General features: G+C 73.6%; 26 protein-coding genes. 11 read left to right on the plus strand and 15 right to left on the minus strand.

The window, feature by feature from the left end; all coding sequences use genetic code 11:
- Positions 1-174: 174 nt before the first annotated feature.
- Together ACGFT2_RS22745 and ACGFT2_RS22750 are read right to left on the minus strand one after the other, a co-directional pair.
- Positions 175-1,302, minus strand: a complete 1,128-nt coding sequence (locus ACGFT2_RS22745; protein ID WP_393281197.1) for an aromatic acid exporter family protein — start codon at positions 1,300-1,302, stop codon at positions 175-177.
- A gap of 365 nt (positions 1,303-1,667) precedes the next feature.
- A complete protein-coding gene (locus ACGFT2_RS22750; RefSeq protein WP_393281198.1) occupies positions 1,668-2,840 on the minus strand; it encodes an AI-2E family transporter in 1,173 nt (390 codons plus the stop codon).
- Between the two features lie 201 nt (positions 2,841-3,041).
- Between ACGFT2_RS22750 and ACGFT2_RS22755 the strand changes: the two genes are divergently transcribed.
- On the plus strand, positions 3,042-3,197 hold the full coding sequence (locus tag ACGFT2_RS22755; protein ID WP_393281199.1) for a hypothetical protein: 156 nt from the start codon (positions 3,042-3,044) through the stop codon (positions 3,195-3,197).
- 186 nt (positions 3,198-3,383) lie between these two features.
- Here ACGFT2_RS22755 and ACGFT2_RS22760 read toward each other — a convergent pair whose 3' ends face one another.
- Together ACGFT2_RS22760 and ACGFT2_RS22765 are read right to left on the minus strand one after the other, a co-directional pair.
- Complete coding sequence (locus ACGFT2_RS22760; protein ID WP_393281201.1) at positions 3,384-3,752, minus strand: ANTAR domain-containing protein; 369 nt, start codon at positions 3,750-3,752, stop codon at positions 3,384-3,386.
- A gap of 245 nt (positions 3,753-3,997) precedes the next feature.
- Positions 3,998-4,417, minus strand: a complete 420-nt coding sequence (locus ACGFT2_RS22765) for a DUF2267 domain-containing protein (protein WP_393281202.1) — start codon at positions 4,415-4,417, stop codon at positions 3,998-4,000.
- Between the two features lie 287 nt (positions 4,418-4,704).
- Here ACGFT2_RS22765 and ACGFT2_RS22770 point away from each other — a divergent pair, with 287 nt between their 5' ends.
- Positions 4,705-5,442, plus strand: a complete 738-nt coding sequence (locus ACGFT2_RS22770) for an MgtC/SapB family protein (protein ID WP_393281204.1) — start codon at positions 4,705-4,707, stop codon at positions 5,440-5,442.
- 182 nt (positions 5,443-5,624) lie between these two features.
- Here the strand turns inward: ACGFT2_RS22770 and ACGFT2_RS22775 are convergent, their stop codons facing one another.
- Positions 5,625-6,116, minus strand: coding sequence for a DUF1360 domain-containing protein (locus ACGFT2_RS22775; protein WP_393281206.1), 492 nt, complete (start codon positions 6,114-6,116; stop codon positions 5,625-5,627).
- A gap of 433 nt (positions 6,117-6,549) precedes the next feature.
- Between ACGFT2_RS22775 and ACGFT2_RS22780 the strand changes: the two genes are divergently transcribed.
- The 8 genes from ACGFT2_RS22780 (at position 6,550) to hypE (ending at position 15,254) form a co-directional block, all read left to right on the plus strand.
- Positions 6,550-7,077, plus strand: coding sequence for a hypothetical protein (locus ACGFT2_RS22780; protein ID WP_393281208.1), 528 nt, complete (start codon positions 6,550-6,552; stop codon positions 7,075-7,077).
- Between the two features lie 99 nt (positions 7,078-7,176).
- Positions 7,177-8,931 (plus strand): hydrogenase maturation protein, encoded by a 1,755-nt coding sequence (locus tag ACGFT2_RS22785; protein WP_393281209.1) that lies wholly within the window; start codon positions 7,177-7,179, stop codon positions 8,929-8,931.
- Positions 8,928-9,491: a hydrogenase maturation protease gene (locus ACGFT2_RS22790; RefSeq protein WP_393281211.1), complete on the plus strand. Its 564-nt coding sequence runs from the start codon at positions 8,928-8,930 to the stop codon at positions 9,489-9,491. Before ACGFT2_RS22785 ends, ACGFT2_RS22790 begins: the two co-directional genes overlap by 4 nt.
- 73 nt (positions 9,492-9,564) lie before the next feature.
- Entirely contained in the window at positions 9,565-10,293 is a 729-nt protein-coding gene (gene hypB, locus ACGFT2_RS22795) for a hydrogenase nickel incorporation protein HypB (protein ID WP_393281213.1), read from the plus strand.
- Positions 10,290-12,644 (plus strand): carbamoyltransferase HypF, encoded by a 2,355-nt coding sequence (gene hypF, locus ACGFT2_RS22800; protein WP_393281215.1) that lies wholly within the window; start codon positions 10,290-10,292, stop codon positions 12,642-12,644. The genes hypB and hypF overlap by 4 nt, the downstream gene beginning before the upstream one ends.
- Positions 12,645-12,647: 3 nt before the next feature.
- The gene (locus tag ACGFT2_RS22805; RefSeq protein WP_393281217.1) at positions 12,648-12,938 is read left to right on the plus strand and encodes a HypC/HybG/HupF family hydrogenase formation chaperone; all 291 of its coding nucleotides are present in this window, start codon (positions 12,648-12,650) and stop codon (positions 12,936-12,938) included.
- The gene (gene hypD, locus ACGFT2_RS22810) at positions 12,935-14,077 is read left to right on the plus strand and encodes a hydrogenase formation protein HypD (RefSeq protein WP_393281218.1); all 1,143 of its coding nucleotides are present in this window, start codon (positions 12,935-12,937) and stop codon (positions 14,075-14,077) included. The genes ACGFT2_RS22805 and hypD overlap by 4 nt, the downstream gene beginning before the upstream one ends.
- Positions 14,078-14,264: 187 nt before the next feature.
- Complete coding sequence (hypE, locus tag ACGFT2_RS22815) at positions 14,265-15,254, plus strand: hydrogenase expression/formation protein HypE (RefSeq protein ID WP_393281634.1); 990 nt, start codon at positions 14,265-14,267, stop codon at positions 15,252-15,254.
- A 20-nt stretch (positions 15,255-15,274) separates the two neighbouring features.
- Here the strand turns inward: hypE and hypA are convergent, their stop codons facing one another.
- The 8 genes from hypA to ACGFT2_RS22855 form a co-directional block, all read right to left on the minus strand.
- The gene (gene hypA, locus ACGFT2_RS22820) at positions 15,275-15,631 is read right to left on the minus strand and encodes a hydrogenase maturation nickel metallochaperone HypA (RefSeq protein ID WP_393281219.1); all 357 of its coding nucleotides are present in this window, start codon (positions 15,629-15,631) and stop codon (positions 15,275-15,277) included.
- 9 nt (positions 15,632-15,640) lie between these two features.
- The gene (locus ACGFT2_RS22825) at positions 15,641-15,793 is read right to left on the minus strand and encodes a hypothetical protein (RefSeq protein WP_393281220.1); all 153 of its coding nucleotides are present in this window, start codon (positions 15,791-15,793) and stop codon (positions 15,641-15,643) included.
- A 55-nt stretch (positions 15,794-15,848) separates the two neighbouring features.
- Positions 15,849-16,055, minus strand: a complete 207-nt coding sequence (locus tag ACGFT2_RS22830) for a hypothetical protein (RefSeq protein WP_393281221.1) — start codon at positions 16,053-16,055, stop codon at positions 15,849-15,851.
- Positions 16,056-16,076: 21 nt separating this feature from the next.
- A complete protein-coding gene (locus tag ACGFT2_RS22835; RefSeq protein WP_393281223.1) occupies positions 16,077-16,667 on the minus strand; it encodes a DUF5947 family protein in 591 nt (196 codons plus the stop codon).
- Positions 16,664-17,224 carry a NifU family protein gene (locus ACGFT2_RS22840; protein ID WP_393281225.1) on the minus strand — a complete coding sequence of 187 codons (561 nt, stop codon included), beginning with the start codon at positions 17,222-17,224 and terminating at the stop codon, positions 16,664-16,666. Before ACGFT2_RS22840 ends, ACGFT2_RS22835 begins: the two co-directional genes overlap by 4 nt.
- A complete protein-coding gene (locus ACGFT2_RS22845) occupies positions 17,217-19,010 on the minus strand; it encodes a nickel-dependent hydrogenase large subunit (protein WP_393281226.1) in 1,794 nt (597 codons plus the stop codon). Before ACGFT2_RS22845 ends, ACGFT2_RS22840 begins: the two co-directional genes overlap by 8 nt.
- A gap of 64 nt (positions 19,011-19,074) precedes the next feature.
- Positions 19,075-20,163: a hydrogenase expression protein HypE gene (locus tag ACGFT2_RS22850; protein ID WP_393281227.1), complete on the minus strand. Its 1,089-nt coding sequence runs from the start codon at positions 20,161-20,163 to the stop codon at positions 19,075-19,077.
- Between the two features lie 171 nt (positions 20,164-20,334).
- Positions 20,335-22,071, minus strand: a complete 1,737-nt coding sequence (locus ACGFT2_RS22855; RefSeq protein WP_393281228.1) for a hypothetical protein — start codon at positions 22,069-22,071, stop codon at positions 20,335-20,337.
- 602 nt (positions 22,072-22,673) lie between these two features.
- Here ACGFT2_RS22855 and ACGFT2_RS22860 point away from each other — a divergent pair.
- Positions 22,674-24,212 carry a hypothetical protein gene (locus tag ACGFT2_RS22860; protein WP_393281636.1) on the plus strand — a complete coding sequence of 513 codons (1,539 nt, stop codon included), beginning with the start codon at positions 22,674-22,676 and terminating at the stop codon, positions 24,210-24,212.
- 273 nt (positions 24,213-24,485) lie between these two features.
- On the opposite strand, the gene ACGFT2_RS22865 is transcribed toward ACGFT2_RS22860, so the two are convergent.
- Together ACGFT2_RS22865 and ACGFT2_RS22870 are read right to left on the minus strand one after the other, a co-directional pair.
- Positions 24,486-24,899: an SRPBCC family protein gene (locus ACGFT2_RS22865; protein ID WP_393281229.1), complete on the minus strand. Its 414-nt coding sequence runs from the start codon at positions 24,897-24,899 to the stop codon at positions 24,486-24,488.
- 112 nt (positions 24,900-25,011) lie between these two features.
- Complete coding sequence (locus ACGFT2_RS22870; RefSeq protein ID WP_393281230.1) at positions 25,012-25,242, minus strand: response regulator transcription factor; 231 nt, start codon at positions 25,240-25,242, stop codon at positions 25,012-25,014.
- Positions 25,243-25,438 lie beyond the last annotated feature (196 nt).

A 25,438-nucleotide genomic window follows, 5' to 3' on the forward strand; every position in this document is an offset into this window, starting at 1 on the left:
CCCGGGCATGCGCCCGGGCCCCGACTCGGCGGCGAGATTGACCCCTTCGAGGGAACGCTTCCGCGTGGCGCGCCGATCCGCTCCGCCCGTGCGCGCTCTGCCCGGCCGGGCCCGGCCCGGGCGGTGGGCGGGCGGCGGCCACGCTCCCGCTGCGATGCGGAGCGCCGGCTGGGGTCAGCTGCCCGAGACGGCCAGCTGGTCGGCCAGCCGGTGGGCCTGTGCGAGGAGCGCGCCGTAGGTGGCCAGCTCGTCGGGGTCGTCCGTCACGGAGCGGACCAGGTCCCGGCGCAGTTCCTGCAGCGTCTCCCGTAGGTCCGCCACGGCCTCGTGCAGTTCGTCGTAGCGCTCGTCGGTGAACCGGCTGTGGCTGTAGAGCCACAGCGCGTGGGCGGTGCGGCAGAGGAACTCGGCGTAGCGGCGCGCGAGTTCGGGGCGCGGTGCCGTGCGGCCCTCGGCGGCGGCCTCCAGCACCGTCCGGGTCACTCCCGCGGTGTGCACGGCCGCGCAGTCCAGGACCACGACGGCGTCGTCGTACTCCTTGCCCATCGCCGGGACGGTGCCGGTGCGGCGGAGCCGCAGGTTCCCGCGCAGGCTCTCCCGGCTCCAGCCGACCGCCGAGTGGGCCTCCTCCACCTGCTGGCGCAGTCGCAGGGCCCGGTCGTGCCAGACGCCGGCCTCCTCGGCGTCCCAGCGCCCCTCGGCCAGCCCGTCCGCCACGGCCCGAAGGATGTCGTGGGCCTCCTCGGTCGCGTCCCGCAGCACGGCCTTGCTGTCCCGCAGATACAGCGGCGGCCGGATCAGCGCGTTGACGGCGATCCCGACCACCGCGCCGAACAGCGACTCGCCGAGCCGTGCCGCGGACGTGGCGACGGTGACCGAGCCGTTGGTCAGGACGAACAGGGCACCGGTGGCCGCGTAGATGCCATGGCTGCCGAGGCGTCCCCACTGGCCGAGCAGCATCGCGAGCGGCAGCACCACCGCCATCGCGACGACCGTGTCGTGCAGGAGCAGACCGATCACGGTGGCGACGACCGTACCGGCGGCGATCGCCGCCAGCTGCTGCAGGCCGTGCGCGATCGACCGGTACACGGTCGACTCGACCAGCACCACCGCCACCCACGGCGCCACGAACGCCACCGGCGCGTGCAGCCACCAGCCCGCCACCGCCCAGGCCACCCATGCGGCCAGCGCCCCCTTCAATGCCTGCACGGTCAGGTCGCGCTCGCGACCGGGCCCGGCACAGGCCGCTCGTATCCAGCGCGCCGCGTCGAGCAGATCACGCCCCAAGGACTGCCACGTCATTCGTATCCCACGCACACGGCCCGGGTGCCACCCCGGGCCCCGTCCATGCCCCCGGCCTGCGTCTCACGCCGTTGTGAATGCCTTCGCGTCGAAGGGGTACGACGACGGCGGCGCCGTCTCCTTGGGACGAGGAGGCGGCGCCGCCCTTCTGGACACGCCCCGTGGCGGCGGGCTGCTACGGTCTGCAGTCCGTCGTTCGCACACCGTCAGTATTCGCCCGTCGCTCCGGGCCCATGGTCATACGAGCGACGATCGCCTGTTCCAGGGAACAGCTGATCCCGTGTTCGATCAGGGCAGGCAAGCAGGCGGGCAGGCGGGCTGCCGGGTCGTCGGGCCCTCGCGGAGGCCGAGGCGGAGCCGGTGCGTCACGACGGTGCCGTGCGCAGGGCGTTGAGCACCGCCCAGACGACCGAGACGAACGGCACGGCCACCACCGCGCCGATCACCCCGGCCACGATGCTGCCCGCGATGACCGACACGGCAACGACGAGCGGGTGCAGCCGCACCGCCCAGCTCAGCACCAGTGGATGCAGCACATGCCCTTCCAGCTGGCCGATCACGACGATGAGCACCAGCACCGCGGCGGCCGTGACCGGCCCGCGCCCGGCGAGCGCGACGATCGTGGCGACACCGAGCGCGACCGGGGAGCCCACCAGCGGCACGAACGCCGCGAAGAACTCCAGCAGTGCCAGCGGCAGCGCGAGCGGCACCCGCAGCACGAGCAGAGCGACACCGACCAGTACGGCGTTGGTGGCGGCCACGATGATGATGCCGCGCGTGTACCCGGCGAAGGTCCGCCAGGCCGCCTGCCCCGCGCGGTCCCAGGACGGCCGGGCGCCGCCCGGCAGCAGCCGGTCGCGCGCCCAGCCCCACAGGTGCTCACCCGAATGGAGGAAGAACACCGAGGCGAACAGTGCGAGCACACCGCCCGTGACCAGCTCGACCACCCGGCCGAACTCGTTGACCGCGCTGCTCAGCAGGGACGACCGGTGCGCGGACACATAGCGGGTCAGCTGGTCCTGGAGGTCGGAGAGTCTGCCGGGGCTGAGCCGGAACGGCGGCCGCTGCAGCCAGTCCTGGATACGGTGCACACCGCCCCGGAAGTCGTCCACCAGCCGGGGCCACTCGCCCGCCACCGCGTTGCCCACCAGTGCGAGCAGGGCCAGCAGGCACAGCAGGCTGCCCACCAGGACCACGGCCACGCTCAGCGGCCTCGGCAGCACCCGGGCGAGCAGATCGGTCGGCGGGCGCAGCACCGAGGTGACGACCAGCGCGAGGAACAGGGCGACGGCGATGAGCTGGAAACTGCCGAGGACACTGAAGACGCCGTAGACGACGACGCCGACGGCGATGAGCCGCCAGGCGTAGGCCGCGGCGATCCGCAGCCACGGCATCGTCCGTACGGCCTCGAGTCCCTGCGGGCCGGGGCGTGCGGCGGCCGGCAGCCGCACGGAGTACGCGGGCCGGCTGCCCAGTACCGCGCCCTTGGCCCGGCGTCCGCCGCTCCGCCCGGCCGCCCGCCGACGCGCATCGCCCACCACTGCTCCCGCCTGTCTCCGTCCCGGTCGCTGACGGTCGGTCACATCCAGAGAACGGTAAGCGCAAGGCGGGGGAGCGCCCCGGCAACGCGCCCGCGCTCCCGGGCGCGGGACGGTCACAGGAATTTCACGAGCGGCGAGGCTGGGGGGCGCGAACCGGGGGACCCGGCTGGTCTCATCGGTTCGGAGGGAGAACCTCCTGTGATCATCATCGCGGTGCTGCTGCTTCCGGTCCTCAGCGTCCTGCTGTACGGACTGGACCAGGTGGAGGACCGGTGGGTCGCCCGGCCCCCGGGCCCCGGCTCCCGGCACGCACGTCCCGGGAAGCAACGCCGTACGCGGGCGGGCGGTCCCTGAGTGGCGGGCAGCTCGCACCGGGTTTGCGGGGGCGCGCGTCAGCACCGGGCACGCGGAAGGGCGGCCGCCTGGTATGCGGGCAAGCCCCCGGCGAGCGGGCGAGCGGGCGAGCGGGCGAGCGGGCGAGCGGGCGTGCGGGCCGCACCCGCGTACGCGCGCGGGGCGCCACGTGGGCGGGCGGGGCGTCTACCGGTCCGTCCGTGCGGCCGTCGCTCCGTCGGCGCACCGCCGGTAGAGGGAGACGGCCTTGCCGAGTTCGATCCGCTCCCGCTCCGGCAGGGTGCCGCCCTGGGCGTAGTCCAGGAGGTGCTCGGCGACCGTACGCAGTTTGACGTTGGTGCGCTGCGAGACCTCCCGCAGCGTCCGCCAGGCCTCTTCCGGCGCGAGCCGCCCGAGGACGACGACGGCTCCGATGGCCTGATCGATGACGGCGTGCGAGGTCACGGCCTTCCGCAGCTGCTGATTCTCTTCCACAAGCCGGGCGTTCTCCGCCGCCAGATCGGTACTGGAGAGCAGGGCCAGCGGCTGATGCCGGGAGAGGGCGAAGAAGGCCATCGAGCACCTTTTCCGGAAGGGGGCGTCACCGCATAGCCTGCCCGGTAGGCACGTGCACATGCAGTGAACCGGCAACGCCGATCACGGTCACGCCGGGCATTCCGGCGCCGTGCGGCGACGCCGTGCCGCGATGCCCGTGCGGTGACGCTCGTGCCGTGGTGCCCGTGCGGTGACGCTCGTGCCGTGGTGCCCGCCCGCGCTCCCAGGCGCACTCCGGCCGGGATGCCGGGTGAACTCGCCCGCTCCTAGGTGTACTCGGCCGCGCGGCCCACCGGCAGCAGTTCGCGGATGTCCGCGGGCAGCGCGCCGGCCATCCGCTCGGTCAGTTCCGGGGCGAGGGCGGCATCGAGCACCTCCAGCACGGCGACGGCGTCCCGCAGCGCTGTCTCCTCGTCGGTGCCCGCCCGGTCGGCGACACGGCCGGCGAAGGCGGTCAGCCCGAACCGCTCGCCCGTCGCGCCCGAACCGGTCCCAGACCGGCCGGTCGCCTCCCGCATCGCCGCCGCCATGTCGGGCGGCAGCTGAGCGGCCACATGCCGGGCCAGTCCGGCGGGCAGCCGCTCCGACAGGGTGCTCACGACCGCGTGCGCGGCCCGCTCGGCGGTATTCCGGTCGGGCAGGTGGGCAAGCACCTGCACCTTTCCGATCAGCTCCTCGTGATGCATGACACCCGTCCCTTCGTCAGGAGCACCTCTCGACGCCGTACGTCCCGCGGCGGTCCGGCGGAGGGCGCCGGGGCGAGGCGGCCCCGGCCGAGTACCCCGCTCGCGCCCACCCTCGCGGCCCGGCACGCCGGCCGGTCGCCGTACCCGGCACACGGCGGTCTACTGGTGATCCGGACTCCGGACACCGGTGTTCCGGAGTCCGGCGGACACCCGAGCCGGTGGCGTCGTGGCCTCGCCGCGGGGCAGACGCCGTGACGAGCACAGGCGGAGCGACGTGCGAGGTGTGCATGGCAGGAGTGGGGCTGGCGGCACCGTTGTGGGACATCCACAACGGCCAGGGACCACGGCAGCTGGCCGAGCTGGGACTGGCGTTGCTGCTGTCGACCCTGATCGGCTGGGAACGCGCGGCCCAGCAGAAGAGCGCCGGCATGCGCACGCACACGCTCGTCGGCATCGCGAGCGCGCTGATGATGGAGGTCTCCCAGCACGGGTTCACCGCGGTGCTCGGCCTGGAGAACGTCTCCTTCGACCCCTCCCGGGTCGCGGCGCAGATCGTCTCCGGGATCGGCTTCATCGGCGGCGGACTGATCTTCGTGCGCCGGGACGCCGTACGGGGCCTGACGACGGCCGCCACCGTCTGGCTGACCTGCGCCGTCGGCATGGCCTGCGGGGGCGGGCTGCCCGTGCTCGCCCTGGCCGTGACGGCACTGCACTTCCTGGTGGTGCGCGGCTACCCCCGGTTCTCGGCCCGCCTGATCCCCGGCACGGCCGCGGCCGTCTTCGAGGCGCGCCTGACCTACCGGACCGGCACCGCCCTGCTGCCGCGCCTGATGCAGACATGCACCCGGCGCGGATTCAGGATCGTGCAGTTCAAGGTGGAACGGCTGCCGGGCCGCACGGACGACGCCGCACGGGTGCTGCTGGAGCTCGAGGGCACCGACGACCCCGCGCGGCTGACGGCGGAACTGTTCCAGGACGAGGGTGTGCTCGACATCGAGCTGATCCCGGCGGCGGACGACGAATGACCGGCGGGCCCGGCGTTCGGACGATGGCGAGCGGTGGGCCCGGCGCCGGACGACGAATGGCCGGCGGGCCCGGCGTTCGGACGATGGTGACCGGTGGGCCCGGCGCCGGACGGCGCATGACCGGTGGCGTCGCTGTCCGTCGAGCCCGTCACGACTCGCTCGGCGTGTCGCGGCGGCCGGGTTCAGCTCTCGGTCGTCCGCTGTGTCCACGTCCAGGCGTACTGCAGCCAGTCCGCCACCGTCAGGGCGCCGAAGCCGCCGCAGACCAGCCGGGTGAACCGGGGCGCCGCCGCATAGGAGCAGATCAGAGTCCCCGCCGCCCAGGCGGACGTACAGAACGGGCAGGCCAGCAGGTCGCCGACGGCCCGCCGGACCCCGCTGCCCCGGGGGTCGTCCAGGACCTCGCTGCCCTCGCCCGCACCCGTACGACGGGTGAACGGCGCCCGGAGGAAGCTCGTGACCTTGTCCCGGGTCAGCAGCCGTGACGCTCTGTAGGAAGCGGTCCCCAGCAACGCCACGTCCCACGCGGGCACCTCCCGGGGCAGCCGGACCCCCCGCTGCCGGGCCACCAGCGCGAAGCCGCCGGCGCCCGCCACGAAGACGGAGGCGAGGACGGCGTAACCGCCCAGCGGGACGTCGCCCTGGTCGTCGTAGTGTGCGGCGTCCGTCGTCATGAGACCTCCCAGACCCCCCGCGGTGCATGCGCGCCCCGTCCGGGCACGAGCAGCCCGCACCGAGTTCCCCCGCGCGACGGGTCGACACGTGACCGGCGGCCCGGGGAACCGGGGTGGGGCGCGGTACGTGGGACCGAGGCGGGGCGCGGCGCGTCGGCCGGCGTGCGGGGGCCCGGCGTGGCAGCGGTGCTTGGGCCGGCGTGGGGCCCGGCGTTGCGGCGGTGCGGGGGCCGGCGCGTGGGCCGGTGTGGGGCCCGGTGTTGCGGCGGCGCGTGGTCCGGGGTGGCGGCGGCCGTCCGGGGGACCGGCGCCGGGCGCGGCGGACGTGGGCGGAGCCACATATGACCTGGAGCGCATCCCCTCCCGGCCCGACGGGATGCCGGGCTACGGTTGCGTGGCGCCCTGACCCCCACGTGTTTCGGACGGCCCGGCTGTGCCCACTGATCTGTCCCCCCTCATCGCCGCGACGGCGCGCTGGCTCACCGGCGCCTATCCGTCGTGCGGCGGCGCACTGGCCACCGCCCTGTGCGAGGCGCAGGCCCGGCAGGCCGTGACCGTCGCCGCGTGGCTGCGCTACCCGACCGAGGTCGACGCGGCTCTGGTCACCATGGCGGGCCCCGGGGGCGCCGCCCGCCTCGACTGGATCACCGGAGCCGAGCCGGCCGGCGACCGGCCGGCCGAGGAGTGGGCCTGGCGCACCTGGGTGGACGAGGTCGTGGCCAGCTGGGCGGCGGGCCTGCTGACCGACCCCGAGCTGGCCGGACTGGCCGTCGCCGCTCTCGCCGACGGTGAGCACGCCTCGGGAGCCCCGGTCGAGTTCCGGCGGCTGGTCGCCCCCGGCGACGGCGACCGGCGGGCCGCCGCCCTGCTGCGCCACCCAGACCTCCTCGCGCCGGTGACGGGCCTCCACCACGAACAGCTCCTCGACCGGCTCGCGCCCGGCAGGGCCGTCGCCGCCTGATCCGATGCGCTCCGGATGGAGCAAGGGAACCGAGGCGGGCGGGCGAAACGCCGCGACGGTTCTTCACGGCGTCCCGGACAGGGACGAACATGTCGTGTCATGGACATTCTGCTCGTCGCCAGCGCGTTCAACAGCCTCACCCAGCGCCTGTACACCGACCTGTCGGACCACGGGCACCGCGTGGACGCCGTACTCGCCTCGCACGGCCCCGACCCGGTCCGGGCCGCCGTACGCGAACTGCGTCCGGATCTGGTCGTCGCGCCGATGCTCAAGACGGCCCTGCCGGAGGACGTGTGGCGGGAGCACACCTGCCTGATCGTGCACCCCGGGCCGCCCGGCGACCGTGGCCCGTCCGCGCTGGACTGGGCGGTCGCCGAAGAAGCACCCCGGTGGGGCGTGACCGTGCTCCAGGCGGAGGCGGCCATGGACGCGGGCGCGGTCTGGGCGGCCGAGCAGTTCCCGGTACCGCCCGTCGGCAAGAGCGACCTGTACCGGGGCGAGGTCTCCGACGCGGCCGTGACCGCCGTCCTCACGGCCGTACGACGCTACGCCGGCGGCTCCTACAAGCCCCTCCCGCAGACCGACAAGTCGATCGGCGTCGTCTGGCGCGACGCCTTCCGGCAGGAGCGGCGGCGCATCGACTGGGAACGCGACGACACCGCGACGGTCCTGCGCAAGCTGCGCGGCGCCGACTCACAGCCGGGCGTCCTCGACGAGCTTCTCGGCCGGGAGGTCTTCCTGCACGGCGGGCATGCCGAGGACCGGCTGCGCGGCCGCGCCGGCGAACTTCTCGCCCACCGTGCGGGCGCCGTCTGCCGGGCCACCCGGGACGGCGCCGTGTGGATCCCGGAACTGCGCCCGCGCCGGAACTCCGGCGACCCCGCACCCTTCCGGCGCCCTGCCATCTCCGTCCTCGCCGGCCTCACGGATCCCACAGACTCGACCGGCCTCACAGACCTCACAGGCGAAAGCGCGGCCGCACGCCTGCCGGAGGCCCCCGTCCCCTTCGAACTGCCCTCGGACCGGCGCACCTGGACCGATGTCCGCTACCGGCAGCGCGGTGACGTCGGCTTCCTCGGCTTCTCCTTCCCCGGCGGCGCGATGAGCACCGGCCAGTGCCGCCGGCTGCTCGCCGCGTACGAGTTCGCGCTGACCCGCCCCACCCGGGTCCTCGTGCTCGGTGGAGCCCGCGACTTCTTCTCCAACGGCATCCACCTGAACGTCATCGAGGCGGCCCCCGACCCGGCCGGGGAGTCGTGGACCAACCTCAACGCCATGGACGACCTGGTCGAGGCGGTACTGCGCACCACCGACCGGCTGGTGGTGGCCGCGCTCGGCGGCAACGCGGCCGCCGGCGGCGCCATGCTCGCCCTCGCCGCCGACGAGGTCTGGTGCCGTATCGGCACCGTCCTCAATCCGCACTACCGGCGCATGGGCCTGTACGGCTCGGAGTTCTGGACGTACACCCTGCCCCGCCGGGTCGGTGCGGAGCAGGCCGAGCGACTGACCACCGAGGCGCTGCCCGTCAGCGCCGCCACCGCCGAACGACTCGGCCTCGTGGACCGGCTGGTGCCGGCCACACCCGAGGGCTTCACGGCCGAGACCGAGCGACTGGCGGCCGGGCTCGCCGGCGAGCCCGGCCTGGACCGGCGCGTGGCCGCCAAGGCCGCGGCCCGCGCCGCCGACGAACGGCAATGCCCCCTCACCGACCACCGGCGGACCGAACTCGCCCGCATGCACGCCATCTTCTTCGACGCCGGCGCCCCCTACCACGCCCTGCGGTCGGCCTTCGTCCGGAAGACGCCGAGCGGCTCGCCCAGGCCCCTCGCCGCACCGGCCGGAGACCTCCGGTGACGCCGCGCATCCTGGTGGCCGGCGTCGGCAACATCTTCCTCGCCGACGACGCCTTCGGCCCCGAGGTGATCCGTGCCCTCGAACACCGCCCGCTGCCGCCCGAGGTCCGGGTGCACGACTACGGCATCCGCGGCATGGACCTCGCCTACGCCCTGCTGGCCGGCTGCCACACCGCCGTGCTGGTCGACGCGGCCCCGCGCGGCCACCGCCCCGGCACCCTCTCCCTGATCGAGGCCGAGCCCCCCGACGGCACCGTCGCGCCGGAGGCCCACGGCATGGACCCGGCGAAGGTGCTGGCCCTGGCCACCCACCTGGGCGACGAGCCCCTGCCCCGGGTGCTCGTCCTGGCGTGCGAGCCCCAGACGCTGCCCAGCGGCGACGACCTCTTCCCGGACCTCAGCACCCCGGTCCGGGAAGCCGTCGGCCGGGCCGTGGACGCCCTGCACGCGCTCGTACCCGCGCTGCTCGCCGATCCCACCGGCCCCCTGCCGGCATTGGGCCGCCCGATGGAATCAGAGGCCCCGCGCCCGGCTGCGCTGCCGGACGCGGCGCCCGGCTGAGCCGAAGATCGGTGGGACCCGGGCCGCACGCGACGCGGCCCGGGCCCCGCCCCCGCATCCGAGGAGCAGCCCCATGTGCCGGTCCGACGTCAAACAGGCCGTCCTGGCGAAGAACGACGATCTGGCCGCGAACCTGCGCGCCGACCTCACCCGCCAGGGCGTGACCGTGGTCAACCTGCTGTCCAGCCCCGGGAGCGGCAAGACCGAACTCCTCGGCCGCGTCCTGGCCCGCGCGGTGGAGCGCGGCGTGGCGGTGGCCGCGCTCACCGCCGACCTGGCCACCGAGAACGACGCCGTCCGGCTGGCCCGTTCCGGCGCACCCGTCCAGCAGGTGCTCACCGACGGACTGTGCCACCTGGAGGCCCGCCAGGTCCGCGCCCGGCTGGAGGGCTGGCTGCCCGCGGACACCTCCGTGCTCTTCGTGGAGAACGTCGGCAACCTCGTCTGCCCGGCCTCCTACGACCTGGGTGAGACCCTGCGGATCGTGCTGATGGCCGTCACCGAGGGCGAGGACAAACCGCTGAAGTACCCCACCGCCTTCGGCTCCGCCCATCTGGTCGTCATCACCAAGACCGACCTCGCCGAGCCGGCCGGCTTCGACGAGGCCGCCTTCCGGGCGAACGTGCACCGGGTCAACCCGGGGGTGGAGATCGTACGGTCCTGCGCCCGCTCCGGCGTCGGCGTGGGCACCCTCCTGGACCGCGCCCTCGCCGCCCGGGACGCGGCCCCGGTGCACCGGCCGCCCCTCGCCCCGCACCCGCACGGTCACCACCACCCCGCCTCCGCCACCCCTGCCGTATGACCGCCCCGGCCGCCGGACCGGTCCGGCGCAGGCTCACCGTGCACGGCACCGTGCAGGGGGTCGGTTTCCGGCCGCACGTGCACCGCCTGGCCGCCGGTCTCCGCCTCGCCGGATTCGTCGGCAACACCGGCGACGGGGTGCTCATCGAGGTCGAGGGACCGGCGCGGGAGGTGGACAGTTTCTGCGACCGGCTCGCACAGGAGCCGCCACCCCTGGCCGCCGTGACCGGCATCCTCCGGGAGCCCCTGCCCGCCACCGGCGAGAGCGGCCCCTTCGCCATCCGCTCCACCGACCGGGCCGCCGGCCGCACCCAGCTCCCGCCCGACACCGCGACCTGCGCCGACTGCCTGCGCGAACTGTCCGATCCGGCCGACCGCCGGCACCGGCACCCCTTCATCACCTGCACCCACTGCGGCCCCCGCTTCACCATCGCCACCGGTATGCCCTACGACCGTGTGGCCACCACCATGGCCGGTTTCCCGATGTGCCCCGCCTGCGCCCGGGAGTACGGCGATCCGGTCGACCGGCGCTTCCACGCCCAGCCCGTCGCCTGCCCCCAGTGCGGCCCGCGGGTCACCCTGGTCGCGGCCGACGGCCTCGGCGTGCGCCCGGCCCGCGACGCGGACGCCCTGGCCACCGCCCGGGCCCTGCTCGCCGCCGGGCGGATCGTCGCCGTCAAGGGCGTCGGCGGCTACCACCTGGCCTGCGACGCCTCCGACGCCCGGGCCGTCACCACCCTGCGCGGCCGTAAGGAGCGGGGTGGCAAGGCCTTCGCTGTGATGTGCGCGGACCTGCCCACGGCCGAACGGATCGCGGTCCTCACCGACGCGGAACGGGCCGCGCTCACCAGCGCCCGCCGCCCGATCGTCCTGCTGCGCCGCCGCTCACCGGCAGCGGGCCCCGCCCTCGCGGGGGAGGTCTGCCCCGGCAGCCCGCACATCGGCGTGATGCTCCCCTACACCCCGGTCCACACCCTCCTGTTCGGGCTGCCCGGCGATCCCCCGGGCCCCCGGACGCTGGTCATGACGAGCGGCAACCGCTCCGGCGAGCCCATCGTCACCGACGACACCGAGGCACTGACCCGGCTGGCCGGCCTGGCGGACGCCTGGCTTCGCCACGACCGGCCCATCGCCGCCCCCTGCGACGACTCCCTGCTCCGGGTCCGCCCCGACGGCACCGAACAGGTGCTGCGCCGTTCCCGCGGATACGTGCCCCGCCCGCTGCGCCTGCCGGTCCCGGTCCGCCCCACCCTCGCCGTCGGCGGCGACCTCAAGAACGTGCCCTGCCTGGGCGAGGGCGACCGCGCCTGGTTCGGGCCGCACATCGGCGACATGGGCGAGCTGGCCACGCTGGAGGCCGCCGAGCGGGCCGAGCGGCACCTCATCCGCCTCACCGGAGTCACCCCACGGCTGGTGGCCGCCGACCGCCACCCCGGCTACCACTCCACCGCCCGGGCCCGCACCCGCGCCGCCCGGCTCGGCCCGGCGCCCCCCGCTCTGGTCCAGCACCACCACGCCCACATCGCCGCCTCCATGGCCGAACACGGCCTCGACGGCACCGTGCCGGTGATCGGCGTCGCCTTCGACGGCACCGGGTACGGCGACGACGGGACGGTCTGGGGCGGCGAGATCCTGCTCGCCGACTACACCGGTTACCGGCGCTTCGCCCGCCTGGCCCCCGCCCCGCTGCCCGGTGGTGACGCCGGTGTGGTCAACCCCTGCCGGCTGGCGCTGGCCCGGCTGTGGGCGGCGGGACTGCCGTGGGATCCGGCGGTGCCGAGCGTCCTCGCCTGCTCGGACACCGAACGCGCGGTGCTGCGCCGGCAACTGGAGCGGCAGGTGGCCTGCGTCCCGACCTCCAGCATGGGCCGGCTCTTCGACGCCGTGTCGTCCCTCGTCGGGATCTGTCACCGCTCCGGATACGAGGCCCAGGCCGCGATGGAACTGGAGGCGGCGGCGACCCGGGCGCGGGAGGCGGACGCACAGGCGTACCCGTTCGGTCTCGGCGACGAGGGCGGCCTCGTGTGCAGTCCCACGCCGATGCTGGAGGCGCTGCTCGCGGACCGCCTCCGTGGTACCCCCGCCCCCGTGCTCGCGGCCCGGTTCCACCGCGGCGTGGCACGGACCGTGGCCGAACTGTGCCGGCGGGCCCGCGCGGCCGGCGGCCCGACGACCGTCGCCCTCACGGGAGGCGTCTTCGCCAACGCCCTGCTGGAGGAGGAGAGCGCCGCCCTGCTCGCCGCGGACGGCTTCAGGGTGCTCCGGCACGGTGAAGTACCCCCGAACGACGGCGGGTTGGCGCTCGGCCAGCTGATGGTCGCGGGAACAGCAAACAACCAAGAGACGGAGTGACCCATGTGTCTGGCAGTGCCCGGCAAGGTCGTGTCCATCGATCATCGCGCCGATCCCCTGACCGGTCTGATCGACTTCGGCGGCGTACAGAAACAGGCGTGTCTCGAGTACCTGCCCGACGTACGGGTGGGGGAGTACGTGATCGTCCACGTCGGGTTCGCGCTGCAGCGCCTCGACGAGGAGTCAGCCCGGGCGTCCCTGGAACTGTTCGAGCAACTCGGGCTCCTCGAGGAGGAGTTCGGCGACGCCTGGCAGCAGGCGGAGCGGCAGGAGAGCGGGAGTGAGGCCCGGTGAAGTACATCGACGAGTTCAACGATCCAGGGCTGGCGCGCCGGCTGCTGGACGAGATCAGCGCCACGGTCACCCGGCCGTGGGCCCTGATGGAGGTGTGCGGCGGCCAGACCCACTCCATCATCCGGCACGGCATCGACCAACTCCTGCCGGAGAAAGTGGAGTTGATTCACGGTCCCGGCTGTCCGGTGTGCGTCACCCCCCTCGACGTCATCGACAAGGCCCTGGAGATCGCCGCCCGCCCCGACGTGATCTTCTGTTCCTTCGGGGACATGCTCCGCGTCCCGGGCACCGGCCGGGACCTGTTCCGGGTCAAGGGCGAGGGCGGTGACGTACGGGTGGTGTACTCACCGCTCGACGCCCTCGACCTCGCCCGGAGGAACCCGGACCGCCAGGTCGTGTTCTTCGCCATCGGCTTCGAGACGACGGCCCCCGCCAACGCCATGGCCGTCCATCAGGCCCGCCGCCTCGGCCTGGACAACTTCAGCCTGCTGGTGTCCCACGTGCGGGTCCCCCCGGCGATCGAGGCCATCATGACGGCCCCCAGCTGCCGGGTGCAGGGCTTCCTCGCCGCCGGGCACGTGTGCAGCGTCATGGGCACCGCCGAGTACCCGGAGCTGGCCGAGAAGCACCGGGTGCCCGTCGTGGTGACCGGCTTCGAGCCGCTGGACATCCTCGAAGGCATCCGCCGGGCCGTCCATCAGCTGGAGCGCGGCGAGCATCGGGTGGAGAACGCCTACGCGCGCGCCGTGCGGGACCAGGGCAACCCGGCCGCCGTACGCATGATCGAGGACGTGTTCGAGGTCACCGACCGCAACTGGCGCGGCATCGGCCGGATCCCGGCCAGCGGCTGGCGGCTGACCGACGCCTACCGCGGCTACGACGCCGAGCACCGCTTCGACGTCACCGGCATCCGCACCGAGGAACCCGCCGTGTGCCGGGCCGGCGAGGTCCTGCAGGGGCTGATCAAGCCGACCGAGTGCGAGGCGTTCGGTACGGCCTGCACTCCGCGCACCCCGCTCGGCGCCACCATGGTCTCCAACGAGGGCGCCTGTGCGGCCTATTACCTGTACCGCCGGATGAGCAACCCGGCACCGCACGGATCCCGGATCCCGCGTGAGGAGATGAACCCCGTTGGCTGATCTCGCCACCGAAGCCACCGAAGCCACCGAAGCCACCGAAGCCACCGAAGCCACCGGAGGCGCCGGAGCCGCGGGAGCTGCCGGGCTCGTCGAGGCCGCCGGCACCGCCGCGGGGGCCGTCGCCACGGCCGTCGACCCCGCCGGCTGGACCTGCCCCGCACCCCTGCGTGACCAGCCGGTCGTCGTCATGGGCCACGGCGGCGGCGGCGCCCTCTCCGCCGAGCTGATCGACCAGGTCTTCGCCCCCGCCTACGGCAACCCCACCCTGGCCGCCCTCGCCGACTCCGCCGTCCTCGAACTGGGCGGCGCACGGCTCGCCTTCTCCACCGACTCCTACGTCGTACGGCCGCTGTTCTTCCCCGGTGGCAGTCTCGGCGACCTCGCCGTCAACGGCACCGTCAACGACCTGGCGATGAGCGGTGCCCGGCCCGCCTACCTCTCCACCGCCTTCATCCTGGAGGAGGGCGTGGAGCTGGCCGTCGTCGAGCGCGTCGCGCGGGCCCTCGGCGCGGCGGCCGAGGCGGCCGGCGTCACCGTCGCCACCGGCGACACCAAGGTCGTGGAGTGCGGGCACGGTGACGGTGTCTACATCACCACCGCCGGCGTCGGCCTCGTACCCGAGGGAGTCGACATCCGCCCGCAGCGCGCCCGGCCGGGCGACGCCGTCATCGTCAGCGGCCCGATCGGCCTGCACGGCGTGGCGATCATGAGCGTGCGGGAGGGCCTGGAGTTCGGGGTCGAGATCGCCTCCGACACCGCGCCGCTGGCCGACCTCGTGGCGGCCATGCTGGTGGTCACCAAGGACATCCACGTCCTGCGCGACCCCACCCGGGGCGGCCTCGGGGCGTCCCTCAACGAGATCGCCCGCGCCTCGGGCACCGGTGTGCGGCTGCGCGAGCGTGCAGTCCCGGTCCCGGACGAGGTCGCGAACGCCTGCGGCTTCCTCGGCCTGGACCCGCTGTACGTGGCAAACGAAGGCCGGCTGGTCGCCTTCGTGCCCCCGCAGCACGCCGAGGCCGTCCTCGCGGCGATGCGTGCCCACCCCCAGGGCGCCGGCGCCGCCCTGATCGGGGAGTGCGTGCCGGACCACCCGGGCATGGTCGTCGTCGCCACCGGCCTCGGCGGCACCCGGGTGGTGGACCTGCCCCTCGGGGAGCAACTGCCCAGGATCTGCTGAACCGGCCCCCGGCCCCGCCGTCAGGTCGGGGCCGGGACCGGCTCGACGTCCGTGATCTCCAACTCACGGCCGCTGCGCAGCTCCCGCGAGGGCCGGTCGCAGGCCGGACACCAGAAGAACGGCGGCATGCCGACCGCGAACTCCTCGGCACACCCACCGCACCACGCCAGCGCGGTGACCTGCTCCACCACTAGCCGCGCCCCGGCGAGCGCCGTGCCGTCGCGCGCCACCTCGAAGGCGAAGTGCAGCGCGTCGGGCACGACGCCGGCCAGCTCGCCGACCCGGACGGTCACCGACGACACACCGTCCGCGCCGTCCGAGCGGGCGATCTCCTCGGCCTGCTCCACGATCGCGGTCGCGATCGACAACTCGTGCACGGCGGCCCCTCAGGGGTAGCGGCGGTTCGCGCGCAGCCCACCGGTCATCCGGTAGATCCGCAGCTCGCGCACCATTCCGGGCAGCTCCTTGATGAGGAGAGCCGTCACCAGGCCACCCACCAGGGCGGCCTGTGCCATCAGCACCTGGCGTCCGGTCGTCACCGTCCTCGCCGTCCTCGCCTTTCGGCAGCGCTTCTTCACGGTCACTTCCCGCCTCTCATCCCGGTGAGATGTTCGGCATGACGTCCAGCAGGGCGTCGTGCCGCTTCCAGTGGATCCCGGTGGAGCGGCGGGCGTCGGAGGTGCCGTCCCGGTGGAATCCGGTCTGATGGTCGTGCGGGCCCCTGTTGCCCTGGTGCAGCCCCGCCACATGCCGGAGCATGTCGGGCTTCGCCTGAGGACGGCCCACTCGGATGGTGCCCATGATCGATCTCCTTCCAGGCCCTCACGACCGCTCGGTGAGCTCCGCGAAGAACCGTTCCACGGCCGGCCACACCCGGCCGCCACCGGACAGGCCCCGCCACTCGCGGCGGACCAGGGCGACCATCCGGTAGCAGTCGTCGACCGGCACGATCCAGTGTTCGTCGAGGCCGCGCACGGTGTTCACCAGCAGCGCCTCCACGTCGGGTGCCACGGACGCGAGCTGCGGACACGTCGCGACCATCCGCTGCCAGGCCGCCGCGTCCACCTCCCAGCGCATCGCCCCCGCCGGGCTCGGTCCCTGCGCGGTGACCGTGCCGTCGGGACGTGGCACGAAGAACACGAGCCCCACCGGCACGCCCAGCAGCGCCGTGTCCACGGCCGGCAGCCGGACCCGGCGCCGGGGCACGAGCCGGTACCGGCCCGCCCCGTCGTCGGCGAACAGCACCGAGCACGCCCGGCACACGCACCGCACCTCGGCTGCCTCGGCGTCGTACAGGTGCGGGTGCTCGCCGGGCACGTGCGCGGCGCACAGCTCGCAGCGCTCCTCCTCGGCCGCCGCCGCCCGGTCGGCGGCGGAGCGGATGACCCGGGCCAGGGCTCCGTCCACGGTCACCGCGCCTCCTGCGACTGCGCCGCGGTCCGGCGCGTCAGTGTGGTGAGCGGGACGAACGCCGGGGCCGGGCGCTCGGCGTCCGGCGGCGCGGTCTCCACCGCCGTCAGCTCCGGCGCGGCCGCCAGCACCGCGGCCTCGACCGCCCCGGCGACATCGGCGGACCCGCTGCCGCACCCGCCCCCGCAGCCGCCGCCCGTGCTCAGCCGCACCCGGCCCACCCGGCCGTCGACGCCGGCCCACTCCACGTCGCCGCCGCGCTCGCGCACCGCGGGCCGCAGCCGCTCGACCGCCCGGGCCGCACGCCGCTCCGCGGGCTCGGGGTGGACCTGGTGCAGCACCAGCAGGTGCCCGAGCAGCTCGTCCTCGACGAGGCGCTCCCGCAGCGGCGCGTCCGCGTGGTCCAGCACGCGGCCCAGGGCCTCGCCGTAGACCTCGGTCAGCAGGGTCACCGCTTCCAGCGCCGGGCCGGGCGCGGACTCCAGCTCCGCCAGCACCTCGTCCAGCCGGGCCAGCCGGGCCTCCACGGCCGGGTCCGGCAGCCGGACGGCGTCAGCCATGATTCGCCCCGTACGTGGGCGAGTGCACGGTGGTCAGGGTCTTGCCCTTGCCCATGTACATGTGCACGCCGCACGGCAGACACGGGTCGAAGCTGCGCACGGTGCGCATGATGTCGACGCCCTTGAAGTCGTCGGGCCCGTTCTCCTCGAAGATCGGCTGGCCCTGGACGGCGTCCTCGTAGGGGCCCGGGGTGCCGTAGATGTCCCGGGGGCTGGCGTTCCACGGGGTGGGCGGGTACGGGTGGTAGTTGGCGATCTTCTTGTCCTTGATCACCAGGTGGTGCGAGAGGACCCCGCGCACGGCCTCGTGGAACCCGCAGCCGATCGCCTCGTCGGGCACCTCGAAGTTCTCGAAGACCTTGGTGTCGCCGTCGCGGAGCATGCCCATCGCCTCCTCCAGGAACTGCAGGGCCATGGCGGCGGCGTAGGCGACGAAGTACGGCCGGGCACGGTCCCTCTCAATCGTGTTGCTCCACTTCGGGATGTGCCACTCCAGCGTGGTCTCCGGCAGCGACTCGCCCTTGGGCAGGGAGATGCGCACGCTGTTGCCGGTGGCCTTCACGTACGGCGTGTCGACCAGGCCGCTCAGCGCGGTCGACCACAGCCGGGCGAGGGGCCCGCCGCCGGTGTCCAGCGCCAGGTGCTCGCCGCTCTCCGGGTGAAGCCAGCGCGGGCTCATCACCCAGCTGTAGTTGCCGTCGAAGTCACGCTTCTGCGGCACCGGGACCGTCGTCTGGTTCCACGGGTGGCGCATGTCGACGGGGTTGCCGAGCGGGTCGTGGGTGACGAACGGCTGCTCGTTGACCCAGTCCTCGTAGAAGGAGCTGCCCAGCATGATGCGCAGACCGAGGTTGATGTCGATCAGGTTGTTGGTGACCAGTTTGCCGTCCACGATGATGCCCGGGGTGACGTACATCGCCTTGCCCCACCGGTTCATGTTCTCGTACCGGTAGTCGACGACGTCCGGGTCCTGCCAGGCACCCCAGCAGCCGAGCAGGATGCGCCGCTTGCCGACCTCCTCGTAGCCCGGCAGAGCCTCGTAGAAGAAGTCGAAGACGTCGTCGTTCATCGCCACCGCCTTCTTCACGAAGTCGATGACACGCATCAGCCGGGCCAGGTAGTCGGTGAAGGTGTTGGGCTGCGGCATCGTGCCGACGCCGCCCGGGTACAGCGTGGACGGGTGGACGTGCCGCCCCTCCATCAGGCAGAACATCTCCCGGGTGACCCGGCTGACCTTCAGCGCCTCCTTGTAGACCTCGCCCTCGAAGGGGTTGAAGGCCTTCATGATGTCGGCGATCGTGCGGTAGCCGTGGATGTCCCCGCGGGGCGCGTCGGTGCGCTCCGCGCGGGCCAGCACAGCGGGGTTGGTCGCCTTGACCATGGCCTCGCAGAAGTCCACGAACACCAGGTTGTCCTGGAAGAGCGTGTGGTCGAACATGTACTCGGCGGCCTCGCCGAGGTTGGTGATGTGCTCGGCCAGTTTCGGCGGTTTGACGCCGTAGGCCATCTGCTGGGCGTAGTTGGAGCAGGTGGTGTGGTTGTCGCCGCAGATCCCGCAGATGCGCGAGGTGATGAACCCGGCGTCGCGCGGGTCCTTGCCCTTCATGAAGACCGAGTAGCCGCGGAAGAGCGACGAGGTGCTGCGGCACTCGACGACCTCCTGGTTGGCGAAGTCGATCTTCGTGTAGATGCCCAGGTTGCCGATGATCCGGGTGATCGGATCCCAGGACATGTCGACGATCTGGGCCGGTTTGCGCGCCGTGCCCCGGGAGTCGGTTGTGGTCATGTGCGGTGGTGCCCCTCGCTGTTCGGGTCCTTCGGGACTGAGGCTGGTCGGAGGAAGGGTGAGGTCACGCGCGCCAGCGCGGGTCGAAGCCGCTGGTCAGCTTCTGCTTGTTGTGGCGCCACTTCGGCTCGTGGTTGACCATGTCGTTGGTCAGTCCGCGCAGCCGGCGGATGACGGCGCCGTACGGCTTGATGACGAGGGACGACAGCGTGCCGCCCGGCGGCTCGTCCATGAACGGCATGAACGCGTCCGGGAAGCCCGGCATCGTGCAGCCGATGCAGATGCCGCCCACGTTCGGGCAGCCGCCGATCCCGGCCATCCAGCCCCGCTTGGGCACGTTGCAGTTCACGACGGGCCCCCAGCAGCCGGTCTTCACCAGGCACTTGGGCGAGTTGTAGTCGAGGCCGAAGTCGGCCTGCTCGTAGTACGAGCCCCGGTCGCAGCCCTCGTGCACGGTCTTCCCGAACAGCCACTGCGGGCGCAGCATGTGGTCCAGGGGCGGCGGGGGAGCGGTACCGGCCGCGTGCTGAAGTACCCAGATCAGGGTCTCCATGAAGTTCTCCGGCTGGATGGGACAGCCGGGCACGTTCACCACGGGGAGTCCGGCCTGCGACGTGAAGTCCCAGCCGAGGTAGTCCGCGAGCCCCATGCAGCCGGTCGGGTTGCCGGCCATGGCGTGGATCCCGCCGTACGTGGCACACGTTCCGGCCGCCACCACCGCCCAGGCCTTCGGCGCGAGCTGGTCGATCCACCAGTTCAGGGTCTGCGGCTCGCCCGTCTCCGGGTCGTTGCCGAACGACGTCCAGTAGCCGTCGCCGTCGATGATGTTCTGGTTCGGGATCGACCCCTCGATGACGAGGATGAACGGGGCCAGTTCGCCGCGCGCGGCCGCCCGGTAGGGCGCCAGGAAGTCCTCACCGCCCAGGCTAGGCGACAGCACCTTGTTGACGAGGTTCACCTTCGGCAGGCCCGGGATCAGACCGAGCACCACGTCCTCGATGGACGGCTGGTCCGCGGCGGTCAGCGAGACGGTGTCACCGTCACAGCTCATGCCCTCCGAGATCCACAGGATGGTGATCTCGTCGAACCCCTTGCGCGCCTCGGCCCTGCCGGGCTCGGAGCCGACTTCGCTCGTTCCGCTGTGTGTGGTCATGTCTGCGGCCTCCGTTGCAGCCGTTCTCGGAGTCGGTCGTGGGTCGCGGCCGTCGGGGCCGCGAGGGTCGGTACGGGGAATTCGGCGGGACCGTCCTCCTGCGGACGGGCCGGCACCGCCCCCTTCGACCGGAACGGCCGCCCGACCATCCGGAGGTCGTGCGCCGGCACCTCACGTGCGTCCATCGAACCGTCCTTCCTCCGGCCGGTCGGCCGGCCGCGCGGGCCGCGGGGACTGCGGCCCGGCCGACCGGAGGGGACCCGGCCCGTCCGCACCGGCCAGCGGTTCGACCTCGTCGGGCCGGAAGTAGTGGAAGCGGCCGTACCAGCCGTGCAGTTCGGCCGCGGGATCGTCGTCCACGGTGACGGCGAGATGCACACTGCCGTCGACGTCGTGGAAGACGGCGGAGACCTGAGCGGTCCGCCCCTGGAGGAACATGTCCTGCGCGTCGGCGCCCCGGCCGCGCGGTCGCAGGCGCACCCGGCTGCCGCCGCCGACGGGCACCCCGTCCACGAGCACCGTGTCGGTCGTCGGGGACAGCCCGTCGTCACCGCCCTCCTGCCACCAGGCGGGCCGCCCGGCGGCCTGAGCCCGAAGGGGGGCCACGGAACCGGTTCGCCCGGAGCGCTCGGCGGCCGCCGAGCCGGTCCGTGCCGGGGCCAGGGAGCGGATGGTGCCGTGCAGCCGGGCGAGGACCTCCCGGGGCATGGTCTCCACCCGGTCGAGGATCTCCGCGGCGCGCGGATCGGTGGCCCGCGCCTCGGCCTTCTCCTCGTCGGTGAGCAGCATCGTGCGCAGCGTGAGGATCTCGTCGATCTCGGCCGCGTCGTGCAGATCACCGGGGCTCTCGGGCGCCACCTGCGGTCGGTCCGGCAGGATGATCGGCGCGGACAGCATGACGACACCGGTGTCGCCGTCGTCGGGGTCGCCGTGTGTCCCGCTTGTCTGCGTCCCGGGGACGGCCGAGGCCGTCCCGCTTGTCTGTGCCCCGCCTACGACCGAGGCCGTCTCGCTTGCCTGTGCCCCGCGCGGGGCACAGGCCGTCCCGTTCTCCCGCGGCGCGCCGCCGAGCACGGGGAACGTGAACTCGTTGCGGCAGTCGCGCACCCGGTCGGCCAGGGCCGCGGGCGGGTCGATCAGCGAGACCAGCTCCACGCCGCTCCCGCCGACCAGGGTGTGCGTGGCGATCAGCGCCTGCCGCAGTGCCGCGCCGCGCGGCGCCCGGACGTCCACCGCCTCCCCGGAGTTCTCGGTCCGCACCCGCAGCCGGCACAGGTCCGGTGCGAGCCGCTCGGCGACGACCGTCGTGCGGGCCCGCACCTCGAGGCGCCGCCGTACCGTCCGGCCCGCCCCCGCCGGCAGCGGTTCGGACTCCGCGCCTGCGGGCGCGCCGACGTCGGCGGTTCGGCCGCCCCGCAGCAGTTCCTCCAGCGGCACCGCCAGCTCGGTCTCGCGCGGCACCGCCTCCTCGAACGTCAGATGGACGACACCGTCGGCCGTCCGCAGGGACTCGACCGGGCGGTGCCCACCGTCCCCGCCGGCCGCCTCCACCTGCTTGTCCTGCATCTGCAGATACCGCACCCGCACCCGCACGACCGCGTCGTCGCTCCGGACGCGCAGCAGGCACTCCGTCTGCTGGTACCAGGAGTCGGCGGAGCCGGAGATCCCGGGCGTGACCGGGCCGTCCACCTCCACCCAGTTCCGCGGCAGCAGGACACCGAACTGCCAGCGGACCCGGTTCTTCGCCGAGGACCGGCGGTACGGATACAGCAGGTAGCCCTCGTACAGCACGGCGTCCGCGACGGCACCCAGCTGCTCGAACGCGCCGCCGGGCCGATCCCGGGGCACATCGGCGCCCTCCATCACGGCAGTGCTCGCCGCGCCTGCCGCGCCGGCTCCGTCCGCCATGCCGCCTCCTCGCCATCGGTGCACCCGGGCATCACTTCCACCACGGTCACACCAGTCACCGGCCCGCGCCCCTCCGGCGCACCGTCATTGGGCCGGTCAGGGGAATCGGTGCCGGTCCGGCCCCGAGGTTCGGCGCCGGCCGCCGCCGTGCGCGGGACGGCAGGTTCACGTCGACATGGCCAGCCGGGGGATCCGCGCCCCGTGCACGACCGGCCCGCATTCCTTCGCCACCGCGCGATCACCGAACGAACCGTGCGCCCTCCGTCCGGCCGCCGGGGCCCGTGGTGCGGGGCCCGGCACGGCCGCCGTGAGTGATCGGGCGAATGGGGCACGGCGCAAAGGAGAGATATGCAGCTACGGCCCTGACGGCGAGAGCCCCGTCGGTGTGGGCGGTCTGTTCAACCCTCAATGGCCGCACGGGCGTTCGGGCATCTGTCGGGTGCGGACCCCTGCCCGTAGACTGCCGGTCCGCGGTCATGAGGGCGCGGTCGACGGGGGGAGCCGTCATGTCCCAAGGTCCGTACGACCCGAACCACCCGAACCATCCCGGCCGGCCGTTCGCCGGGCCGCCACTGCCACCCATGCCGTCGAGCCCGCCACCCATGCCGTCGGGCCCACCGCCCATGCCGTCCAGCTCGCCACCCGCGCCGCCGGACGCCCTGCGGGCCGTCGCGGTCGCGCTGCTCAACCTGAGCGGCCTGGGGCTCGGGTACCTGCTCGTGCGGCGCCGGCTGCCGATGGCCGTCTGCTGGGTGGCGACCGGCGTCCTGCTGTTCGTGGCGCTGCCCGCCGACGCCGACGGTGTCCCGGGGGCCGCGGTCGTCGCTTACGCCGTGTTCCTGTCGGCGGCGGCCGTCCACGGCGGTCTGGTCGGCCTGCGCACCCGGCTTGTCCGGCCCGGAAGCGCGATGCTCGCCGCCCTGCTGGGGGTGCTGCTGCTCGCCGTACCGGCCGGCGGCGCCGTCTGGTACGAGGACGCGCACGACGAAGCCGTGGAGCAGGCGCTCCTGGACCGGCTGGACCGGGCCGACCAGCTGGTGGCGAAGAGCGGCCGGCAGTCGTTCACCGAGGCCACCTCCGGCTACCGGACGGCTTTGGACGTCTACCGCGATCTCGCGGAGCAGCACCCCGGCTCGCGCGCCGCCCGCCGGCTCCCCGACAGCCTGCGGACCTACTACACGACGGTCGGCTCGGCCTACGGCCACCGCGAGTACTGCGACGCGATAGCGCCGCTCACGTACCTGCGCTCGGTGCCGCGCACCATGCCCAGGAAACAGCTCGGATCGCTGACGGGCTGGCCCGACGACCGGCTCGCCACCTCGCTGTACGAGTGTGGCGCGCGACAACTGCGGACGGGCGGCACCGACTGGGTCACGCGCTTCGGCGACCTGCTGGACACCTTCCCCGAGTCCGGACCGGCGGCCAAGGTCGTACCCGCGGTCGACGCGGCGGTGTCCGAGGAGCGCAAGGCGGTCGGCGGCGACGAACCCTGCGCGGCCGTCGAGCGGCTGCGCGACCTCAACACCCGGATCAGCGACCTGTCGACGTCGGCGGGAGACAGCGGCGGCGCACTGGCGAAGGCGGCCGGGCGCGCCCGGAGCAGCGGGGACGCGGGGGAGTACTCCTGCGGGGTCGACCAGTACGAGGACGGCGACTTCGACGCCGCGCAGAAGACGATGGAGCAGTTCGCCGCCGGCAGCGGGCACGCGAAGAACCGGGACCGCGCGGAGAAGATCGCCATAGCCGCCGAAGTGGCCCGGACGCTTCCGGCGGCCGGCCGGAAACTGCCCACCACCGCCTCCGGCGGCAGTATCTCCGTCACGGTCAAGAACGACAGCCCGGACGACATCACCGTCCTCTACACCGGTCCCGTGACCGGCAGTTTCAGCCTGAAGGGCTGCGGCCGCTGCACGTCGTACTCGCTCGCCGACACGCTCGTCACCGGCTTCAAGCCGTGCAGCGACAGCCGCAAGGACTATCCGCAGCGCACCATCCGCCTGCCCGTCGGCACCACGTACTTCGTGCACAAGCCGCACGGCACCGGCAGCGCGACCCCGGCGTCCGACACCGCCGAACTGCGATCCGGCTACGTCTACACGGAGTGCGCCTACACGAGGAAGACCCTGGGCTCCGGGTACTGACCCGCGGTCGGCCGGTGGACGTCCGCGAGGCGCCGTCGTGGTCTTCGAACACGTCCTGGTCACGGCCGGCGAGCTGAGGGGCCGGGGACGCTCCGAGGGGAACGACGGCGCCGGTGGCCGATGCCACGAGGCCTCACTTCCGGGGCCGATCGGTCACGCCCGCGTCGCGCAGGGCGTCGGCGAAGGCGGGGGCGACCGGGTTGTAGGGGCACCGAAGATCCCTGACCGTCCCTCTCCCGGCGAGGACCGCGCACACCGCCGGCGGCTCCCGGCTCAGCCCGCCGTGTCGTCGACGCGCATCCGCACCTGCTCCTCCAGTCGCGACAGACTGCCGTCGAGGGCGTCGTTCACCGCCCGCTCGCCCGGGTCGTGCCCCTCTTCCAAGAAGGACAGGTGCACGGTCACCTCACTGGTGCCGCTGCCGATGCCGGCAACCTGGAGCCAGCCGGTGTAGTCGCCCTGCTCCCGGGTGCCCCATTCCAGGCGCATCTGGTCCGGCTCGGCACGCAGCAGGGCCGGCAGGTCCTGGCCCGAGCGGTCTTCGTGGACGGTCACGGCGGGCGGGTCCTGCACGTGGACGTGCAGGGCGTCGGGGAGCCAGGCGTCGAACCGTGCCGCGTCGGCCGCCTGGTCGAAGACCTGCTCGGGCTGTGCGGGCATGGTGCGGGAACGTTCGTACTCGGCCATGGTCGTAGCGCCCCTCCGGTCGGAAGTCGTACCCCGGCCGCGTGCCCAGTCGGCGGCGTCCGAAAAGTACCCGTTCACCGGGAGGGGGCCCCGGCCGGCGGGGCCCCGGTTCTCACAGGCCCAGGGCGATGGCCGTGCGGGTCAGCTCGGCGGTGTTGGTGATGTTGAGCTTGGCCCGGATGCGGCGCAGGTAGGCGTCGACGGTGTGCGTGGAGAGTCCCATGTGGCGGGCCGTCTGCAGGTAGGTGCGGCCGGCGGCGATGTGTCCGAGCGTCTCCCGCTCGCGCGGAGCCAGCGCGGGGGCGGGGGCTTCGGTGTGCGGAAGGGCGAGAGTGGCGCTCATGGGGTTTCCTCCGGCGGACGGCTCGGGGGTGCCGCAGTGAAGCGACAGCGGGGAAGGTCTCTGACCGATTAGGGCGTTTTGCCCTCGTTTCAATAGATTGAGCGCCCAGCGTCTTGAGGGTGTCCGCCGACTGTCACAGGCACGTCACAGGGGCGGGGGGGGGGGGGGGGGGGGGGGGGGGGGGGGGGGGGGCGGG

The organism is Streptomyces sp. NPDC048514 (assembly GCF_043199955.1).
GTDB lineage: Bacteria > Actinomycetota > Actinomycetes > Streptomycetales > Streptomycetaceae > Streptomyces.

Excerpts from the sequence above, each read along its gene's own strand:
- ACGFT2_RS22745 (WP_393281197.1), bottom strand. The coding sequence starts at position 1,302 with ATGACGTGGCAGTCCTTGGGGCGTGATCTGCTCGACGCGGCGCGCTGG.
- ACGFT2_RS22760 (WP_393281201.1), bottom strand. The coding sequence starts at position 3,752 with ATGGCCTTCTTCGCCCTCTCCCGGCATCAGCCGCTGGCCCTGCTCTCC.
- ACGFT2_RS22765 (WP_393281202.1), bottom strand. The coding sequence starts at position 4,417 with ATGCATCACGAGGAGCTGATCGGAAAGGTGCAGGTGCTTGCCCACCTG.
- ACGFT2_RS22770 (WP_393281204.1), top strand. The coding sequence starts at position 4,705 with ATGGCAGGAGTGGGGCTGGCGGCACCGTTGTGGGACATCCACAACGGC.
- ACGFT2_RS22775 (WP_393281206.1), bottom strand. The coding sequence starts at position 6,116 with ATGACGACGGACGCCGCACACTACGACGACCAGGGCGACGTCCCGCTG.
- ACGFT2_RS22785 (WP_393281209.1), top strand. The coding sequence starts at position 7,177 with ATGGACATTCTGCTCGTCGCCAGCGCGTTCAACAGCCTCACCCAGCGC.
- hypB (WP_393281213.1), top strand. The coding sequence starts at position 9,565 with ATGTGCCGGTCCGACGTCAAACAGGCCGTCCTGGCGAAGAACGACGAT.
- hypF (WP_393281215.1), top strand. The coding sequence starts at position 10,290 with ATGACCGCCCCGGCCGCCGGACCGGTCCGGCGCAGGCTCACCGTGCAC.
- ACGFT2_RS22805 (WP_393281217.1), top strand. The coding sequence starts at position 12,648 with ATGTGTCTGGCAGTGCCCGGCAAGGTCGTGTCCATCGATCATCGCGCC.
- hypE (WP_393281634.1), top strand. The coding sequence starts at position 14,265 with ATGGGCCACGGCGGCGGCGGCGCCCTCTCCGCCGAGCTGATCGACCAG.
- ACGFT2_RS22830 (WP_393281221.1), bottom strand. The coding sequence starts at position 16,055 with ATGGGCACCATCCGAGTGGGCCGTCCTCAGGCGAAGCCCGACATGCTC.
- ACGFT2_RS22840 (WP_393281225.1), bottom strand. The coding sequence starts at position 17,224 with ATGGCTGACGCCGTCCGGCTGCCGGACCCGGCCGTGGAGGCCCGGCTG.
- ACGFT2_RS22845 (WP_393281226.1), bottom strand. The coding sequence starts at position 19,010 with ATGACCACAACCGACTCCCGGGGCACGGCGCGCAAACCGGCCCAGATC.
- ACGFT2_RS22850 (WP_393281227.1), bottom strand. The coding sequence starts at position 20,163 with ATGACCACACACAGCGGAACGAGCGAAGTCGGCTCCGAGCCCGGCAGG.
- ACGFT2_RS22855 (WP_393281228.1), bottom strand. The coding sequence starts at position 22,071 with ATGGCGGACGGAGCCGGCGCGGCAGGCGCGGCGAGCACTGCCGTGATG.
- ACGFT2_RS22860 (WP_393281636.1), top strand. The coding sequence starts at position 22,674 with ATGCCGTCGGGCCCACCGCCCATGCCGTCCAGCTCGCCACCCGCGCCG.
- ACGFT2_RS22865 (WP_393281229.1), bottom strand. The coding sequence starts at position 24,899 with ATGGCCGAGTACGAACGTTCCCGCACCATGCCCGCACAGCCCGAGCAG.
- ACGFT2_RS22870 (WP_393281230.1), bottom strand. The coding sequence starts at position 25,242 with ATGAGCGCCACTCTCGCCCTTCCGCACACCGAAGCCCCCGCCCCCGCG.